Annotated in this window: 15 protein-coding genes and 1 tRNA gene; 14 read left to right on the forward strand and 2 right to left on the reverse strand. The window is 70.5% G+C overall.

Going from position 1 to position 15,270, the window contains the following annotated elements:
* Window positions 1-57: 57 nt before the first annotated feature.
* From J2W45_RS17475 to J2W45_RS17495, 5 genes are all read left to right on the forward strand, one after another.
* Window positions 58-1,062: a TadA family conjugal transfer-associated ATPase gene (locus J2W45_RS17475; protein ID WP_310134438.1), complete on the forward strand. Its 1,005-nt coding sequence runs from the start codon at window positions 58-60 to the stop codon at window positions 1,060-1,062.
* Between the two features lie 31 nt (window positions 1,063-1,093).
* On the forward strand, window positions 1,094-2,002 hold the full coding sequence (locus tag J2W45_RS17480) for a type II secretion system F family protein (RefSeq protein ID WP_310134441.1): 909 nt from the start codon (window positions 1,094-1,096) through the stop codon (window positions 2,000-2,002).
* Between the two features lie 96 nt (window positions 2,003-2,098).
* Entirely contained in the window at window positions 2,099-2,308 is a 210-nt protein-coding gene (locus J2W45_RS17485) for a DUF4244 domain-containing protein (RefSeq protein ID WP_310134443.1), read from the forward strand.
* Window positions 2,289-2,726, forward strand: coding sequence for a hypothetical protein (locus J2W45_RS17490; RefSeq protein WP_310134445.1), 438 nt, complete (start codon window positions 2,289-2,291; stop codon window positions 2,724-2,726). Before J2W45_RS17485 ends, J2W45_RS17490 begins: the two co-directional genes overlap by 20 nt.
* Window positions 2,720-3,004, forward strand: coding sequence for an Rv3654c family TadE-like protein (locus tag J2W45_RS17495; protein WP_310134446.1), 285 nt, complete (start codon window positions 2,720-2,722; stop codon window positions 3,002-3,004). The genes J2W45_RS17490 and J2W45_RS17495 overlap by 7 nt, the downstream gene beginning before the upstream one ends.
* Window positions 3,005-3,046: 42 nt before the next feature.
* Here J2W45_RS17495 and J2W45_RS17500 read toward each other — a convergent pair whose 3' ends face one another.
* Complete coding sequence (locus J2W45_RS17500; RefSeq protein ID WP_310134448.1) at window positions 3,047-3,292, reverse strand: hypothetical protein; 246 nt, start codon at window positions 3,290-3,292, stop codon at window positions 3,047-3,049.
* A 269-nt stretch (window positions 3,293-3,561) separates the two neighbouring features.
* On the opposite strand from J2W45_RS17500, the gene topA reads away from it, so the two are divergent.
* From topA to J2W45_RS17530, 6 genes are all read left to right on the forward strand, one after another.
* Window positions 3,562-6,363: a type I DNA topoisomerase gene (gene topA, locus J2W45_RS17505; protein WP_310134449.1), complete on the forward strand. Its 2,802-nt coding sequence runs from the start codon at window positions 3,562-3,564 to the stop codon at window positions 6,361-6,363.
* A complete protein-coding gene (gene tmk, locus J2W45_RS17510) occupies window positions 6,360-6,980 on the forward strand; it encodes a dTMP kinase (RefSeq protein WP_310134450.1) in 621 nt (206 codons plus the stop codon). The genes topA and tmk overlap by 4 nt, the downstream gene beginning before the upstream one ends.
* Before the next feature lie 61 nt (window positions 6,981-7,041).
* A complete protein-coding gene (locus J2W45_RS17515; protein WP_310134452.1) occupies window positions 7,042-8,235 on the forward strand; it encodes a DNA polymerase III subunit delta' in 1,194 nt (397 codons plus the stop codon).
* Window positions 8,232-9,833, forward strand: a complete 1,602-nt coding sequence (locus J2W45_RS17520) for an alpha/beta hydrolase (RefSeq protein WP_310134455.1) — start codon at window positions 8,232-8,234, stop codon at window positions 9,831-9,833. Before J2W45_RS17515 ends, J2W45_RS17520 begins: the two co-directional genes overlap by 4 nt.
* A 40-nt stretch (window positions 9,834-9,873) precedes the next feature.
* Entirely contained in the window at window positions 9,874-10,575 is a 702-nt protein-coding gene (locus J2W45_RS17525) for a TetR family transcriptional regulator (protein WP_310134457.1), read from the forward strand.
* 81 nt (window positions 10,576-10,656) lie between these two features.
* Window positions 10,657-10,732 (forward strand) — tRNA-Thr (locus J2W45_RS17530).
* A gap of 12 nt (window positions 10,733-10,744) precedes the next feature.
* Here J2W45_RS17530 and J2W45_RS17535 read toward each other — a convergent pair.
* The gene (locus J2W45_RS17535; RefSeq protein WP_310134460.1) at window positions 10,745-11,158 is read right to left on the reverse strand and encodes a DUF1304 domain-containing protein; all 414 of its coding nucleotides are present in this window, start codon (window positions 11,156-11,158) and stop codon (window positions 10,745-10,747) included.
* A gap of 104 nt (window positions 11,159-11,262) precedes the next feature.
* Here J2W45_RS17535 and J2W45_RS17540 point away from each other — a divergent pair, with 104 nt between their 5' ends.
* From J2W45_RS17540 to J2W45_RS17550, 3 genes are all read left to right on the forward strand, one after another.
* On the forward strand, window positions 11,263-12,297 hold the full coding sequence (locus J2W45_RS17540) for a helix-turn-helix transcriptional regulator (protein WP_310134462.1): 1,035 nt from the start codon (window positions 11,263-11,265) through the stop codon (window positions 12,295-12,297).
* Window positions 12,298-12,436: 139 nt separating this feature from the next.
* Window positions 12,437-14,995 (forward strand): PKD domain-containing protein, encoded by a 2,559-nt coding sequence (locus tag J2W45_RS17545; protein WP_310134463.1) that lies wholly within the window; start codon window positions 12,437-12,439, stop codon window positions 14,993-14,995.
* Between the two features lie 39 nt (window positions 14,996-15,034).
* Window positions 15,035-15,253, forward strand: a complete 219-nt coding sequence (locus J2W45_RS17550) for a hypervirulence associated TUDOR domain-containing protein (protein WP_310134465.1) — start codon at window positions 15,035-15,037, stop codon at window positions 15,251-15,253.
* Window positions 15,254-15,270 lie beyond the last annotated feature (17 nt).

The raw sequence follows: 15,270 nt of genomic DNA on the forward strand, positions 1-15,270 counted from the left end.
TCCACGGATCGGACGGGTGACGCCCGGCGGAGCGGTCCGGCTTCTTACCGTCGAGTCATGACGACTGACGAATCTTCTGAGGCCATCGCATCCTCTCCGGCCGGCAGCGAGCCGGGGCTCTGGCGCACGTTCGGGCCGCTGGCCCCCTACCTTCTCCGGCCGGGGGTGAGCGATCTGTTCGTGCTGGGAGACGGAGAGCTCTGGAGCGACGGCACGCCCCACGGGCTCCGGCGCGAGGACGGCTGGCGGACCGACCGGGCCGGGGCACGGGAGCTCGCGGTCCGCCTCGTCGCGGCCGGAGGTCGGCACCTCGACGAGGCGTCGCCCTTCGTGGACGTCCGGCTCCGCGGCGGAGTGCGGGTCCACGCGGTCCTGCCTCCGGTGTCGACGGGCGGTGCGCTGCTGTCGATCCGGATCCCGGCCCGCCGTCAGCCGGCGCTGGGCGAGCTGGTGGCAGCGGGAACACTGTCGGAGGGGGACCGCGCGCTGCTCATCCGAGCGGTCGAGACGCGTACCAACCTGCTCATCACGGGCGCCGGGGGAGCGGGCAAGACCACGTTGCTCGCCGCCCTGCTGGCGAACGCCCCGCCGACCGAGCGCATCGTCGTGATCGAGGATGTCGCCGAGCTGCGCATCCCGCATCCGCATGTCGTCGGCCTCGAGACGCGGCAGCCGAACCTCGAGGGTGTCGGCGGGGTCGATCTGCGACGGCTGGTGCGCGAAGCCCTGCGGATGCGTCCCGACCGGCTCGTGCTCGGCGAGTGCCGGGGTGAGGAGGTGCGTGACCTGCTCGGGGCGCTGAACACCGGCCACGACGGGGGTGCCGGCACGTTGCACGCCAACTCGCTGGAGGACGTTCCGGCGCGGTTGGAAGCTCTGGGAGCGCTCGCCGGACTGGGCGACCGGGCGCTGGCGCGGCAGGCGGTCAGCGCCATCGGTCTGGTGGTGCATCTGGAGCGGGTCGAGGGGATGCGGCGGCTCGCGGGCTTCGGGCGCCTCGATAGCGGCGCGGACGGCCGGCTGGTGATCGAGCGGATGCCGCGGAGCGGAGGATGGCCGTGAGCCGCGAAGCGCGGTCGCGGGGTGAGGCGCCGTGAATCGGCGTGAGGCGCCCGATCGGAACGCGGACGCCGTCGCGGCGGTCGTCGAGGCGGTCGCGGTCCTGCTCGACGCGGGGTTGCCGCCGCGCACGGCATGGGAGGCGGTCGCGCAGCACGGCGGACACGCTGTCGCGACCGAGGTCGCGTCCTCCCTGAAGACCGACCCGTCGTGCGCTCGTGCACTCGCTCGTGCCGCCTCGTCGGACGACCTTCGCGTCGTCGCTGCCGCCTGGCGCGTGGCCGAAGACGCCGGCGCTCCTCTCGGCCATGTCCTGAGGGTGGTCGCCGAGACGCTTCGAGAGGCGGCAGAGGCCGAACGCGAGGCGGAGGTGGCGCTCAGCGGCCCCCGGGCGACCGCGCGGCTGATGTCGTGGCTGCCGGCGGGCGGAGCCGTGCTCGCCGTCGCGCTCGGAACCGACCTCGCCGCGACGGTCGCCAGTGTCCCCGGGGCGTGCACGCTCGCCGCCGGGGCCACGCTCATGCTGCTGGGCCGCTGGTGGATGCGTCGGCTCGTGCGTCGCGCGCTGCGCCGCGTTCCGATGGCCGGCTTGGCCGAGGAGCTCATCGCGGTCGGCCTGGCCGGAGGCTCGTCCGTCGAAGCGTCGGTGGCCGCGGCCCGGCGCGCGTCGGACGCTGCAGGGCTGCCCTGGGGCGGCGACGGTCCCGCGCTGCGCATCCTGCGGCTGGCGGAATCCGCTGGAGCGCCCGCGACCGAGCTTCTGACGGCTTCCGCTCGACAGCGACGGCGGTCGGACCGCGCGGAGCGGCGGCGGGCGGCTGCCGCGCTCGGTGTGCGGCTCATGCTGCCGCTCGGTGTCTGTGTGTTGCCCAGCTTCCTTCTGCTGGCGGTCGTCCCTCTCCTGCTCTCTCTCGTCTCCTCCACAGCGGCGGTGCTTCGGTGAGTTCTCCACAGATCGGGGCGATCCCGCCCGCAACGAACGCCCCCGCCGAAGGATGGAACCGACGGGTCGAGCGGACTCGGAAGGAAGGAGCGTCCCATGGAGAGGGTCACGAGCGGTGCATTCAGGTCAGCGCTCGCGCGGGTGAGACGACGCCTCGCGAGCGACCGAGGCGCGGCGACGGCGGAGTACGCGATCACGATCCTGGCGGCCGTCGGATTCGCCGGTGTGCTGGTCGCGCTGCTCAAGGGCGACGAGGTGAAGGCGATCCTGTCGGAGCTGGTGCATCGTGCGCTCGCCGGAGGGTGAGCGGGGAAGCGTCACGGCGGAGTTCGCCGTGGCGCTGCCGGCGGTCGTCGTGTGCCTTGCATTGTGCCTGGGCGCGGTGTTCGGCGCCGCCCGCTACGTGGGGCTCGCCGGCAGTGCGTCGGCGGCCGCGCGGCTCGCCGGTCGCGGCGACGACCCCGGCTCCATCGGAGCGGGGGGAGCCGTTCGATCGATCGACCACGAGGGAGAGATGGTATGCGTGACCCTGACCGACACGGCCGGCACGGTGCTGGCGAGACTGGGCATCCGGCTCGAGGCGCACGCCTGCGCGCTCGACGAGTCCGTCGGGTCGGCGGACCCGAGCGCGGCCCGGAGCACGGATCCGAGCACGGCTCCGAGCGCGGATCCGAGCGCGGTTCCGGCAGCATCCTCGCGATCGGGATGGTCGCCGCGATGCTGACCGTCGCGGCGGGGGTGCTCACGGCGGTCGGCGCTGTGTCCGCGCACGCGCGCGCTGCGGCCGCTGCCGATCTGGCGGCGCTCGCCGCGGCCGACGCGGCGTCCGGCCGGATACCGGGCGTCCCCTGCGACAGGGCGGACGACGTCGCACGGGCGAACGGCGCCGCGATCGCGTCCTGCGCGCAGTCCGGGGCGACGGTGGACGTGACGGCCGTCAGCCCGTGGCTCGGCCTGGGCGCGGCCGCGTCCGCCCGGGCCGGACCCGGCCCGGGCGGATGATCCGGCCGGGGAGCGGCGCCGTGGCCGGCGCGGCTGGGTGCGTCAGTCGAAGACCGTCTCGAGATAGCGGTACGAGACGGCGGTCGGCTGCGAACCCCGTCCGTCATCGGAGGCGTACTCCACCTCGGCCCCGGATGCCCGGACATAGAGGTAGTGCTTCGAGCCGGCCGGTGCCGAGATCTCGAGGCGCGGCCGGGCGTCCCCGGAGTCGAGGAAACCGGTGGAGATCGTCTTCCCTTCGAGGGGGCCGTCGATCAGTTTGGCGGTGTACATCGTCGTCGTTGACATACCGTCATTGTCCTCCCGAGGAGGGCGGTGGCAAAGGTCGGCGACGGCGCCACGCGGCGGTCCCGAGGCCGATCGCGTTCCTGCGCCCACGGCGAACGTCGTGGGACGGATTAGGCGGACAAGCGGCGAAGGTGTGTATGGTTTGCCTGTCGGACGACCGGCCCCGCACGGGGACAGCGTCGCCGCGGGGGAGCGCGCAACGCCGGTCCGGTCATGGACGACACAGACAGCTGTGGACGACACAGCGTGTGCATATTAAGAGGAGTCAGGTGCCTGACACGAAGAAACTCGTCATCGTCGAGTCTCCGAACAAGGTGAAGTCGATCGCCCAGTATCTCGGCGACGGCTACGAGGTCATGGCCTCGGTCGGGCACATCCGCGACCTCATCGAGCCCAAGAACCTGCCCCCGGAGCTCAAGAAGGGCTCGCTGGGCAAGTTCTCCGTCGACGTCGAGAACGAGTTCGAGCCCTATTACGTCGTCTCCGATCAGAAGAAGAAGACGGTCGCCGACCTCAAGCGCGCCCTCAAGAACGCCGACGAACTCCTGCTCGCGACGGATGAGGACCGCGAGGGCGAAGCCATCGCGTGGCACCTCGTCGAGGTGCTGAAGCCGAAGGTTCCGGTCAAGCGGATGGTCTTCCACGAGATCACCCGCGAGGCGATCGAGAAGGCGCGCGACAACACCCGCGAGATCGACACCGCGCTGGTCGACGCCCAGGAGACCCGCCGCATCCTCGACCGCCTCTACGGGTACGAGGTCTCGCCGGTCCTGTGGCGGAAGGTCGGTCCAGGACTCTCGGCCGGTCGCGTGCAGTCCGCCGCGACCCGTCTGGTCGTGGATCGCGAGCGCGAGCGCCTGGCCTTCGTGCCCGCGTCGTACTGGGGTCTGACGGCTCAGCTCGCGCCCGAGGATGCGTCTGCCTTCGACGCGCGGCTGGCGCGGCTCGACGGCACCCGCGTGGCCACGGGACGCGACTTCGACGACCACGGTCGCCTCACCTCTGAGGCGCGGACCCTCGATGAGGCGTCGGCGACGACCCTGGCCGACGCGATCCGTCAGACCAGCACGCACGTGCAGGTCTCCAAGGTCGACTCCAAGCCGTACTCGCGCCGCCCGGCCGCTCCGTTCACCACCTCCACGCTGCAGCAGGAGGCGGCCCGCAAGCTGCGGTTCTCCGCCCGGCAGACGATGAGCGTCGCGCAGTCGCTCTACGAGAACGGCTACATCACCTATATGCGCACCGACTCCGCCTCGCTCTCGCAGCAGGCGACCAACGCGGCGCGCTCCCAGGCTGCGAAGCTCTACGGTCCGGAGACCGTGCCGGACAAGCCGCGCACCTACGCGTCGAAGAGCAAGAACGCCCAGGAGGCGCACGAGGCCATCCGCCCGTCGGGCGAGACCTTCCGCACGCCCGCCGAACTCGAGCGCTCGCTGCGCGGTCCCGAGCTGCGGCTCTACGACCTCATCTGGAAGCGGACCGTCGCCTCGCAGATGGCCGACGCGAAGGGGCAGACCGCCTCCGTGACCGTCGAGGCGCGCATCACCGAGGGTCCGCTCGACGGGACGGTCGCGGAGTTCACCGCGAGCGGCACGGTCATCACCTTCCGCGGGTTCCTGAACGCCTACGAGGAGAGCAAGGACGAGGAGCGCAACAGCTCCGACGCCGCGGAGGCGAAGCTCCCGCCGCTGACCGAGAAGCAGCCGCTCACCGTCCAGGATGTCGCGGCAGACGGGCACGAGACCACCCCTCCGCCGCGGTACACGGAGGCCAGCCTGGTCAAGACGCTCGAAGAGCTCGGCATCGGCCGGCCGTCGACGTTCGCCAGCATCATCTCGACCATCATCGACCGTGGCTACGTCACCCAGCGCGGACAGGCGCTGGTCCCGAGCTGGGTCGCGTTCTCCGTCGTGCGCCTGCTCGAGGACTACTTCGGCGACCTGGTGCAGTACGACTTCACCGCCGAGATGGAGGACGACCTCGACCGCATCGCGGACGGGGAGGCGGAGCGGGTCGACTGGCTCAACAGCTTCTACTTCGGCAGCGGCAAGCACAAAGGACTCCGCCGCGTGATCGACAATCTCGGCGAGATCGATGCGCGCAGCATCAACTCGATCGCGATCGACGACGGTGTGACGCTCCGGATCGGAAAGTACGGTCCGTACCTCGAGGTGCCCGACGAGACGGCGGGCCCGGACGCTCCGCCCCGGCGCGTCAACATCCCGCCGGAGCTCGCACCCGACGAGCTCACGCCCGCGAAGGCGCACGAGCTCATCGAGGCCCCGGTGCAGACCGACCGCGTGCTCGGAACCAACCCGGAGAACGGCAAGCTGGTGCTGGCCAAGGACGGCCGGTTCGGCCCGTACGTCACCGAAGCGGACCCCGAAGACGAGGGCGCCGTCGACCCGAACACCGGCGAAGTGGCGGAGCCGGCCAAGAAGACCAAGAAGGCCGCAGCCGCCAAGCCGCGCACCGCATCGCTGTTCAAGTCGATGGACCTCGCGACCATCGACCTCGACACCGCGCTGAAGCTGCTCGACCTGCCGCGCGTGGTCGGGCTGGACCCGGAGTCCGGCGACGAGATCCAGGCGCAGAACGGACGCTACGGCCCGTACCTCAAGAAGGGAACGGACACGCGGTCGCTGCCCAGCGAGGACGACATCTTCGACGTCGACCTCCCCGGCGCGCTCGAGCTGTTCGCCCAGCCGAAGTACGGCAACCGCCGGGCGTCCAGCGCCTTGAAGGAGTTCGACGCCGACCCGGTCAGCGGCAAGCCCATCCGCATCAAGGACGGCCGCTTCGGCGCGTACGTGACGGACGGCGAGACGAACGCGACCATCCCGCGCGGTGAGACCGTCGACGAGGTCGACTTCGACCGCGCCGTCCAGCTGCTCGCCGACAAGCGGGCGAAGGGTCCGGCCAAGAAGCCGGCGCGGAAGACCGCGGCCAAGACCACGGCGGCCAAGACGACGGCGGCCAAGACGACGGCGGCGAAGACCACGGCTGCCAAGAAGCCGGCCGCGAAGAAGCCGGCCGCCACGCGTTCGGCCGCGAAGAAGTCGGCCGAGTGAGCCGCGGCCTCTTCATCACACTCGAGGGCGGGGACGGCGTGGGCAAGTCCACCCAGGCCGCCCTCCTCGAGGAGTGGCTGACCGGTCGCGGCCGCACGGTGGTCCGCACGCGCGAACCGGGCGGGACGGACGCGGGCGTCGAGATCCGCGAGATCGTCCTCCACCACCGCGGGGACATCGCCCCGCGTGCCGAAGCGCTGCTGTACGCCGCCGACCGGGCGCACCACGTCGCCACGGTGGTCCGTCCCGCGCTCGCCCGCGGAGAGATCGTCCTGCAGGACCGCTACATCGACTCGTCCGTGGCCTATCAGGGTGCCGGCCGGGTGCTCGACGCGGGCCAGATCCGCGACCTCTCCCTGTGGGCCACCGAGGGACTGCTCCCGGATGTCACCATCCTGCTCGACCTCGACGAGCACTCGGCACGCGCGCGGCTCGACACCTCGCGCACCCGGTACGACCGGCTGGAGGCGGAGCGCTCGGAGTTCCACGCGCGCGTGCGCGCGGCGTTCCTCCGGCTGGCCGAGGAGGAGCCCGAGCGGTTCCTCGTCGTGGATGCCGCACGGCCGGTCGACGAGATCGCGGCCGAGATCCGCGACCGGCTCGCCGACCGCGTCTGACCGGGCACGAGGCGGCGGAACGGTGCACGAGCGTGTCCCCGGTGACGGTTAGCCTGGACGCATGACGGTGTGGGACGAGCTCACGGGGCAGGACGAGGCGATCGAGGTCGTCCGCGCCGCCGCGGAGGGCTCGGCTGCGCCCACATCCACGGGGTCGGCGACCGGCCGCGGCATGACCCACTCGTGGCTGATCACGGGTCCGCCCGGGTCCGGCCGCTCCAACCTCGCCTATGCGTTCGCGACCGCCCTGCTCAGCCCCGGCACCCCGGAGGGCGACCTCGCCACCCGGCGCCAGGTCGAAGCGCGCACGCATCCGGACCTCGCCGTGCTCAGCACCGAACGCGTCATCATCTCCATCGACGAGGTGCGCTCGCTGGTGGCCAGCTCGCAGTTCGCGCCGTCGGTCGGCCGGTACCGCGTGATGATCATCGAAGACGCCGACCGGATGACCGAGCGCACCTCCAACGTGCTGCTGAAAGCGCTCGAAGAGCCGCCGGAGCGGACCGTGTGGATCCTGTGCGCGCCCAGTGACGCCGACCTCCTCCCCACCATCCGTTCGCGCGTCCGCACGGTGCGACTGCGCGTCCCCAGCGTGGGCGACGTCGCCGAGCTGATCCGGCGTCGCGACGGCGTCGACGCCGAGACCGCCGAGCGTGCCGCGCGTCACGCGCAGAGCCACATCGGGATGGCGCATCGCCTCGCCACCCACGAGGAGGCCCGCCGCCGCCGGGAGCAGACGCTGGAGCTCGCGCTCGGCATCCGCTCGGTCTCCGACGCCGTGCTCGCCGCGGCCACCCTGCTGGAGATCGCGGGCGCCGACGCCAAGGCGATCACCGAGGAGCGAGACGCGGAGGAGCGGGAGCACGCGCTCCGCTCCCTCGGCATCGAGCCCGGGGGGACCATCCCGCCGGCGCTCCGCGGACAGCTCCGCCAGCTCGAGGAGGACCAGAAGCGACGTGCCACCCGCAGCCTCCGGGACGGCATCGACCGCATCCTCGTCGACCTCCTCTCGCTCTACCGCGACGTGATGATGCTGCAGCTGGGGAGCGACAGCGAACTGGTCAACCAGGAGCTGCGGAGCGAGCTGGATGCTCTCAGCACCCACACCACTCCGGCCGCTACGCTCGCGGCGATGGATGCCGTCGCCACCGCCCGGGAGCGGATCGACGGCAACGTCGCCCCGGCCCTCGCCCTCGAGGCCATGCTGACCACGATCCTGCGCGGCGCGAACGCGCGAAAGGGGAGCGACCTGTGATCACCCGCACCCGACGGCCGGGCGCCGCCCGGTCGGGCGCCGCCCGGTCGGGCGCCCGTGGAGCGCGCGACCGTCGAGCGATCCGGACCGTCGCCGTGGCCGTCGCGGCCGTCGTGGCCCTCACCCTCACCGGATGCGTGACCTGGTTCCTGCCGTCGAAGGCTCCCACGACCTCGACGCCGGCTCCGGACAAGGTCTCGGCGGAGCTGCAGCCCTATTACAGCCAGGTGCTGCACTGGACGGCGTGCGACGGCGGCAAGCAGTGCACCACGGTGAAGGCTCCGCTCGACTGGAACGACCCGGGTGCCGGGAGGATCGAGCTCGCGCTCATCCGCCAGCCGGCCAAGGGCACCAAGCAGGGGTCGCTCCTGACGAACCCCGGCGGCCCGGGCGCCTCCGGCTTCGACTTCGTCAAGGATTCCGTGGACTACGTCGCCGACGCCACGCTCCAGGACCACTTCGACATCGTCGGCTTCGACCCGCGCGGTGTCGGCCGGTCGACCGCCGTCAAGTGCTACGACGCCAAGCAGATGGACCAGTACCTCTACGGCATCACGCCGGGGGCGCGGGGATCGGACCAGTGGATCGCCGAGAACACGACCGTGGCCAAGGACTTCGGCGAAGCCTGCCAGAAGAACACCGGTGCTCCGTTGCCGAAGGTCGATACGGTGAGTGCCGCCCGCGACCTCGACCTGCTCCGCGCCACCCTCGGCGACACGAAGCTGAACTACCTCGGCTACTCCTACGGCACCTACCTGGGTGCCGTCTACGCGGGGCTCTACCCGGGCAAGACCGGCCGCCTGGTGCTCGACGGGGCGCTCGACCCCGCGGCAACGAACTTCGAGGTCACCGAGGTGCAGGCGAAGGGCTTCGAGAGCGCATTGCGCGCCTACCTGACGAACTGCCTGACGCAGAAGGCCTGCCCGTTCAGCGGCACCGTCGACGACGCGATGTCGACGGTCGCGCAGCTGCTCGCCGCCGTCGAGAAGAGCCCCATCCAGAACTCCGACGGACGCGAACTCGGCGCCAACACCCTGGTGACCGCGATCATCACCCCGCTGTACGACGCCACGGCGTGGTCGTACCTCGACAAGCTCTTCGACTCGGTGATGAAGGGGAGCGCCTCGGTGGCGTTCACCCTGGCCGACACCTACAACAACCGGTCGGCGGACGGCACGTACGCCGACAACTCCACCGAAGCCTTCGTCGCGATCAACTGCCTCGACTACACCTACGACGCCGACCCGGCCCTGATGCGGCAGCAGGCCGCCGAACTGGCCAAGGCCGCTCCGGTGATCGGCCCGTACATGGCATACGGCGACATCGGCTGTGCGAACTGGCCGTACAAGGCCACCGGTCAGCGCGGACCCATCTCGGCGGACGGGTCGGCGCCCATCCTCGTCGTCGGCACCACCAACGACCCGGCCACGCCGTACGTGTGGGCGAAGAACCTCGCCTCCGAGTTGCAGAACGGCCACCTCCTCACCTACAAGGGCGAGGGGCACACCGCCTACAACAAGTCCAACTCGTGCGTCAACGACACCGTCGACGACTACCTCGTGAAGGGGACTCTCCCCGAGACGGGGAAGACCTGCTGACGAGTGGTGCAATTTTGCAGAGAGTGAAATAATCGTGATCGTGTCTGCGGCCCCCGAAACCACGCTGAGCGAGCTGGGACTGCGCGAGCGCAAGCGCATCGCCACCCGCCGTGCCATCCAGCTCGCCGCCGTCGAGCTCGCGGGGGAGCGCGGCTTCGACCGCGTCACGATCGACGAGATCAGCCATGTGGCAAACGTCTCGCCGCGCACGTTCTTCAACTACTTCCCGTCGAAGGAGTCGGCCATCATCGGCGAGCTCCCCGAGCTCCCGGACGCGGAGACGGTGGAGCGCTTCGTCACGGCCGGCCCCGACGAGCCCATCCTCGAGGGCATCAGCACGCTGCTCATCGCCGCGATCGACGTGGACGACGCCGGGGTGGGGGGCGGCGGAGACCGCAGCGACACCCTGGCCGACGCGCAGAACATGCAGCGCCTCCACACCCTCCGCCGGGCGCTACTCAAGGACAACCCGGAGCTGTTCGCCCTCCGCATGGCCAGCATGCACAGCTTCGAGGATGCGCTCAGCGGAGTGGTGCAGCGCCGGCTCGCGCACGACGATCCGTCACTCGTCGACGACCCGGAGACGCTGCACCAGCGCGCCCGGCTCGTCACCTACGTCGCCTTCGCCGGAATGCGGCACGCCTGGTCGTGCTGGGCGGATCACGGCGGCGTCGAGCCGCTGTCCGACCGGCTCCGCAGCTCGTTCGAGCAGCTCTCCGCGCTCGGCACGCAGGTCCGCTGAGACGCTCGGCGCCACTGTTCGTGACGCCGCCCCGGATCGGGTAAGCTATCTGACTGTGCGCCGGGCGGAAGCCCGGCCCACGCCGCCCTAGCTCAGTCGGCAGAGCATCTCACTCGTAATGAGAAGGTCAAGGGTTCGATTCCCTTGGGCGGCTCCACTCCCTCCCAGCTCAGATGAAGAGCATCGCCACCAAGGCCACCAGAGGCGGCGTGGCCTGGCTGATCCCACCCATGATGCCTTTTCCGCGTTCCCGGTAGAGCCCGATCCGATCCGCGATGAGCAGCACGATGCCGGCGAGGAATAGAATCCAGCACAGGTAGGTGACGAGCGTGCGGCCCACGGTCTCCTGGCCGTTCCACCACGAGACGACCCCGATGATCAGGCCGCACGCGAGGAACAGGTTGTAGAAGCCCACGCCGAACGCCCATAGACGCACCGCCGGTACGTCCTCCGCGTGGAGCCCGAAGATCTTCCGATGGATCGCCGGACGCTGGATGAGCAGCGCCTCCCACACGAACACCATGACGTGGATCGCCGCGGTGAGCAGCGCGAAGATCCATACGATCCACAGAGCCGCACTCATTGCCGCCTCCTTCTTCCGACGCCAGGCTAGGAGGCCGGTTCGCGCGGACTCCATCCCGCGATTCTGGGATTCACGAATCGGCACGCGACCCCGATACTGGGTGCATGTGGGAGGAACGTGCCCACCGAGCGCGCTGCCAGATCCTCGATCTCGCAGCGGGCGACTGCGGCCTGAGCCAGGTCTACGGCGAGGCCATCGCCGTCGTGGGCCGGACCGTCGGCAGCGAGTTGACGTGCTGGGCCGCGATCGATCCGGACACCCTGACGATCAGTGCCATGGTGAGCGGCGAGGTCCGCATCCCGGTCGAGTACGAGCCCCTGCTGGCCGAGGCGGAGTGCTCGGCGAGCGAGCCGCACACCTTCGCGGAGCTGGCTCGGCGCCGTCGCAGCGTCGCTCAACTGTCCGAGCTGACGGCGCACGAGCGCGATGCCAGCCTGCGCGCTCGGGAGGTGTGGCGTCCGCTGGGGCTCGATCAGGAAGCGCGTACGGTGTTCGTGACGGACGGCGCGTGCTGGGGCGCCGCCGGGATGGTGCGTTCCGGCCGCGACTTCGACGAACGGGAGCTCGAGTTCCTGCGTGCCGTCGCTCCGGCGATCGCCTCGGTGTCGCGGCTTGCCGCGCTGAGGGAGGCGGCCCTTCCCGACGGCGGAACGGCCCCGGCGATCGTGGTGCTGGGTGGGTACGGCGAGCTGCGGAGCGCGACTTCGGCGGCACAGGCCTGGCGCGGACGCTTCGACGCCATCGCGCCGCACCGGTTCGAGCTGCTGATGCGACTGATGTGGGTCGGTAGTCGGGAGTCGACCGGTCACCGCTACCGTGTCCGGGTGAGGGACGGACGCGCGAGGTGGGCGGTTCTCGAGGCGAGCCCGCTCGTCGGTGGGGCGGAACCCGAGGTCGCCGTCCTCATCTCGGGAGCGGGGGCGGATGATGTGGGCGCAGTGCTCCTCGCGGCTTACGGGCTGACCGACCGCGAGCGGGACATCGTCCGGGAGGTGGCGTCGGGGCGGTCGACCCTGGAGATCGGTCATCGCCTCTTCATCTCGCCGTACACGGTCCAGGATCATCTCAAGTCGATCTTCTCGAAGGTGGGCGTCCATAGCCGAGGCGAGCTGGTGGATCGTCTGCGTCCCGCAGCCTGACGGCCTCCATCCGGGCTGACTTTTACAGTGCTGGACACGCACTGTTCCGAACCGCACACGCGTTATCCCGTGCACTCCGGGAGCCGCCGGTGTAGCCTGGCGAAAAGTCGAGGATCAATCAAGTCTGCCCGAGGCTGTCATGGATGCATTGACACGATCCCGTCGAGCGCACGCGTTCGGCCCGCTCACCGCGCTACTGTCCGCGCTGCTGCTGATCGCGGCGTCGCTGGCTCTGGCAGCACCATCGTCGGCGGATACGATGCCGCCCGATCCGACCAATCCCGCCTCGCCGCCGACGGTCGGCGCCACCGCGCTGCCGACGGTGCAGATCGACGGCGTCGCCTGGGCGCAGACCGTCGTGGGCGACACGGTGTACGTGGCCGGCAAGTTCGGGACGGCCCGCCCAGCGGGTTCACCCGCCGGTGCGAACACGACCCCGCGCAGCAATCTGCTCGCGTACAACATCACCACCGGTGCGCTGATCTCCACCTTCAACGTCCCGCTCAACGCGCAGGCGTTGACGATCGCCGCCTCGCCCGACGGCACGCGGGTGTACGTCGGCGGCGACTTCACGACCGCCGGCGGGGCCAGCTACTACCGGATCGTGGCGATCAGCACCGCGACCGGACAGCCGATCTCCTCGTTCCGTCCCGTCATGGAGAGCGAGGTGCGCGCGATCGCGGTGACGAATACCGCGGTGTACGCCGGCGGCACCTTCTCGAGCGTGAACGGCGTGGCCCGTGGATACCTCGCCCGTCTGGATCCGTCGAACGGCGCGTTGGTGCAGTCGTGGGCGGCGTCGGCGGACGCGGTGGTGGATGCGATGGCCGTGAGCCCCGACGGTGCCCGGGTCTACGCGGGTGGCCGGTTCAAGAACGTCAACGGCTCGGCTCACTACGGCCTGGCGATGCTGACCGGCTCGACCGGCTCCATCCTGCCGTTCCCGGCGAACAGCGTCGTCCGCGATGCCGGCACACAGGCGGGCATCACCTCGCTCAAGGCGACCAGCGACCGGGTCTACGGGTCGGGCTACGTCTTCGGCTCGGGAGGGAACCTGGAGGGGAGCTTCGCCGCGGACGGGGTCACCGGTGCCCTCATCTGGCTCGAGGACTGCCACGGTGACACCTACTCCGTCGCGCCAGTCGGGGATGCCCTGTATGTGGCGGGCCATCCGCACGACTGCCGCAACGTCGGCGGATTCCCTGAGACGAACCCGCGCACGTTCCACCACACCATCGCCTTCTCGAAGGCCCGCACCGGAACTCTCACGAACGACGGCAACACCGCCTACGCGAACTTCCGCGGGCAGCCGTCGCCCACCCTCCTCAACTGGTTCCCGAACTACGCGACCGGTACGTACACCGGGCAGGGGCAAGCGGCATGGAGCCTGGCGGGCGACAGCAGGTATCTCGTCGTCGGCGGCGAGTTCCCGGTGGTCAACGGTACGGCCCAGTACGGTCTGACGCGCTTCGCATTCGACAGCGTCGTCCGCAGCACGACCGGCCCCAACAACAACACCGCGCTCACACCCAATGCCACCTCCGGGACGGCCGGTCAGGCCACCGTGAACTGGACGGCGACCTACGACCAGGACAACGTGTCGCTCAGGTACGCCCTCGCCCGGGATGGTGACACGGCGCATCCCATCTCGACGGTGACGCGCACCTCCACCTTCTGGAGCCGCTCCGCGATGTCGTTCACCGACAGCGGGCTGGCGGGCGGCAGTGCGCACACGTACACGCTGACGGTCACCGATCCCGATGGGAACTCCATCACACGCACCGGCAACAGCGTGACCATCGCCGGAGGGGGCACGAACCAGCCGCCGACCGCCTCGTTCACGGTCGGTGCGAACGGCCTCGCCGTCGCCGTCGACGGCAGCGCGTCCCGCGATCCGGACGGATCCATCGCATCCTGGGCCTGGAACTTCGGCGACGGAGGGACGGCGTCAGGCGTGACGGCGGGCCACACCTACGCGACCGCCGGGACCTACACGGTCAGCCTGGTCGTGACCGACAACCGGGGTGCGACCGCCACCACCACGCGCTCGGTGACCGTGACCGCGGCATCGGGGACGACGCTCGCGAAGGACGGTTTCGAGCGCACCGTGAGCAATGGATGGGGCACGGCGGAGACAGGCGGCGCGTGGACGGGCGCAGGCACTGGCTCGTCGTACGCCGTCGCCTCGGGCACCGGGCGCATCATCGACCCGGCCGGGTCGACGAAGACGCAGACTCTCACCGGGGTCTCGACGAGCCGGTCGGATGTGACCGTCACGTTCACCACGGACCTGGCTGCGACCGGCGGAGGGATCTTCGTGTCCGCGATTCCCCGGCAGGTCGGCTCCGTCACGTACGACGGGCGGGTGCTCCTGACGTCGAGCGGAGCGGTTCAGATCCAGCTGCTCGCGAACGGAGCCGCGCTGCAGGCCGTCACCGTGAGCGGGCTCACCTACGCTCCGGGCCAGCAACTGGCGCTGCGCGTGGAAGCCGTCGGATCCTCGCCGACGACGTTGCGGGCGCGGGTGTGGTCGGCCACGCAGGCCGAGCCGACGGGATGGCAGGTGACGGCCACCGACTCCACGGCGGGCCTGCAGAGTGCTGGGAGCCCGGGCCTGCGCGCCTATCTCTCGGCAGCGGCGACGAGCACACCGGTGACCGTCCGCTTCGACAACTTCCTCGTCTCCGCCGTCCCGTGATCCCTCGCGCCGGCTGCCGACTCGTGGTTGGCTGCGGGCATGGCGGATGAACTGAAGCGCGGCGACCACGTCGAGTGGTCCTCGCACGGGGTCGATGTGCCGGGCGAGGTCGAGAAGAAGATCACCTCGGACACCGAGGCGGCCGGACGCACGGTGAAGGCGTCGAAGGACGACCCGCAGTACCTCGTGGAGAGCGACAAGAGCGGCAAGGAGGCTGTGCACAAACCGGACGCGCTCCACAAGAAGAAGCGCTCGTAGCAGCATTCAGAAAGCCC

Origin of the sequence: Leifsonia shinshuensis (assembly GCF_031456835.1) — a bacterium.
Taxonomy (GTDB): Bacteria; Actinomycetota; Actinomycetes; order Actinomycetales; family Microbacteriaceae; genus Leifsonia; species Leifsonia shinshuensis_C.

What these genes read in the sequence shown, in the direction of transcription:
- J2W45_RS17515 (WP_310134452.1), top strand. Translation starts at nt 7,042, where the DNA reads ATGACGGTGTGGGACGAGCTCACGGGGCAGGACGAGGCGATCGAGGTC.
- J2W45_RS17475 (WP_310134438.1), top strand. Translation starts at nt 58, where the DNA reads ATGACGACTGACGAATCTTCTGAGGCCATCGCATCCTCTCCGGCCGGC.
- J2W45_RS17500 (WP_310134448.1), bottom strand. Translation starts at nt 3,292, where the DNA reads ATGTCAACGACGACGATGTACACCGCCAAACTGATCGACGGCCCCCTC.
- J2W45_RS17485 (WP_310134443.1), top strand. Translation starts at nt 2,099, where the DNA reads ATGGAGAGGGTCACGAGCGGTGCATTCAGGTCAGCGCTCGCGCGGGTG.
- J2W45_RS17545 (WP_310134463.1), top strand. Translation starts at nt 12,437, where the DNA reads ATGGATGCATTGACACGATCCCGTCGAGCGCACGCGTTCGGCCCGCTC.
- J2W45_RS17550 (WP_310134465.1), top strand. Translation starts at nt 15,035, where the DNA reads ATGGCGGATGAACTGAAGCGCGGCGACCACGTCGAGTGGTCCTCGCAC.
- J2W45_RS17495 (WP_310134446.1), top strand. Translation starts at nt 2,720, where the DNA reads ATGCTGACCGTCGCGGCGGGGGTGCTCACGGCGGTCGGCGCTGTGTCC.
- J2W45_RS17540 (WP_310134462.1), top strand. Translation starts at nt 11,263, where the DNA reads ATGTGGGAGGAACGTGCCCACCGAGCGCGCTGCCAGATCCTCGATCTC.
- J2W45_RS17535 (WP_310134460.1), bottom strand. Translation starts at nt 11,158, where the DNA reads ATGAGTGCGGCTCTGTGGATCGTATGGATCTTCGCGCTGCTCACCGCG.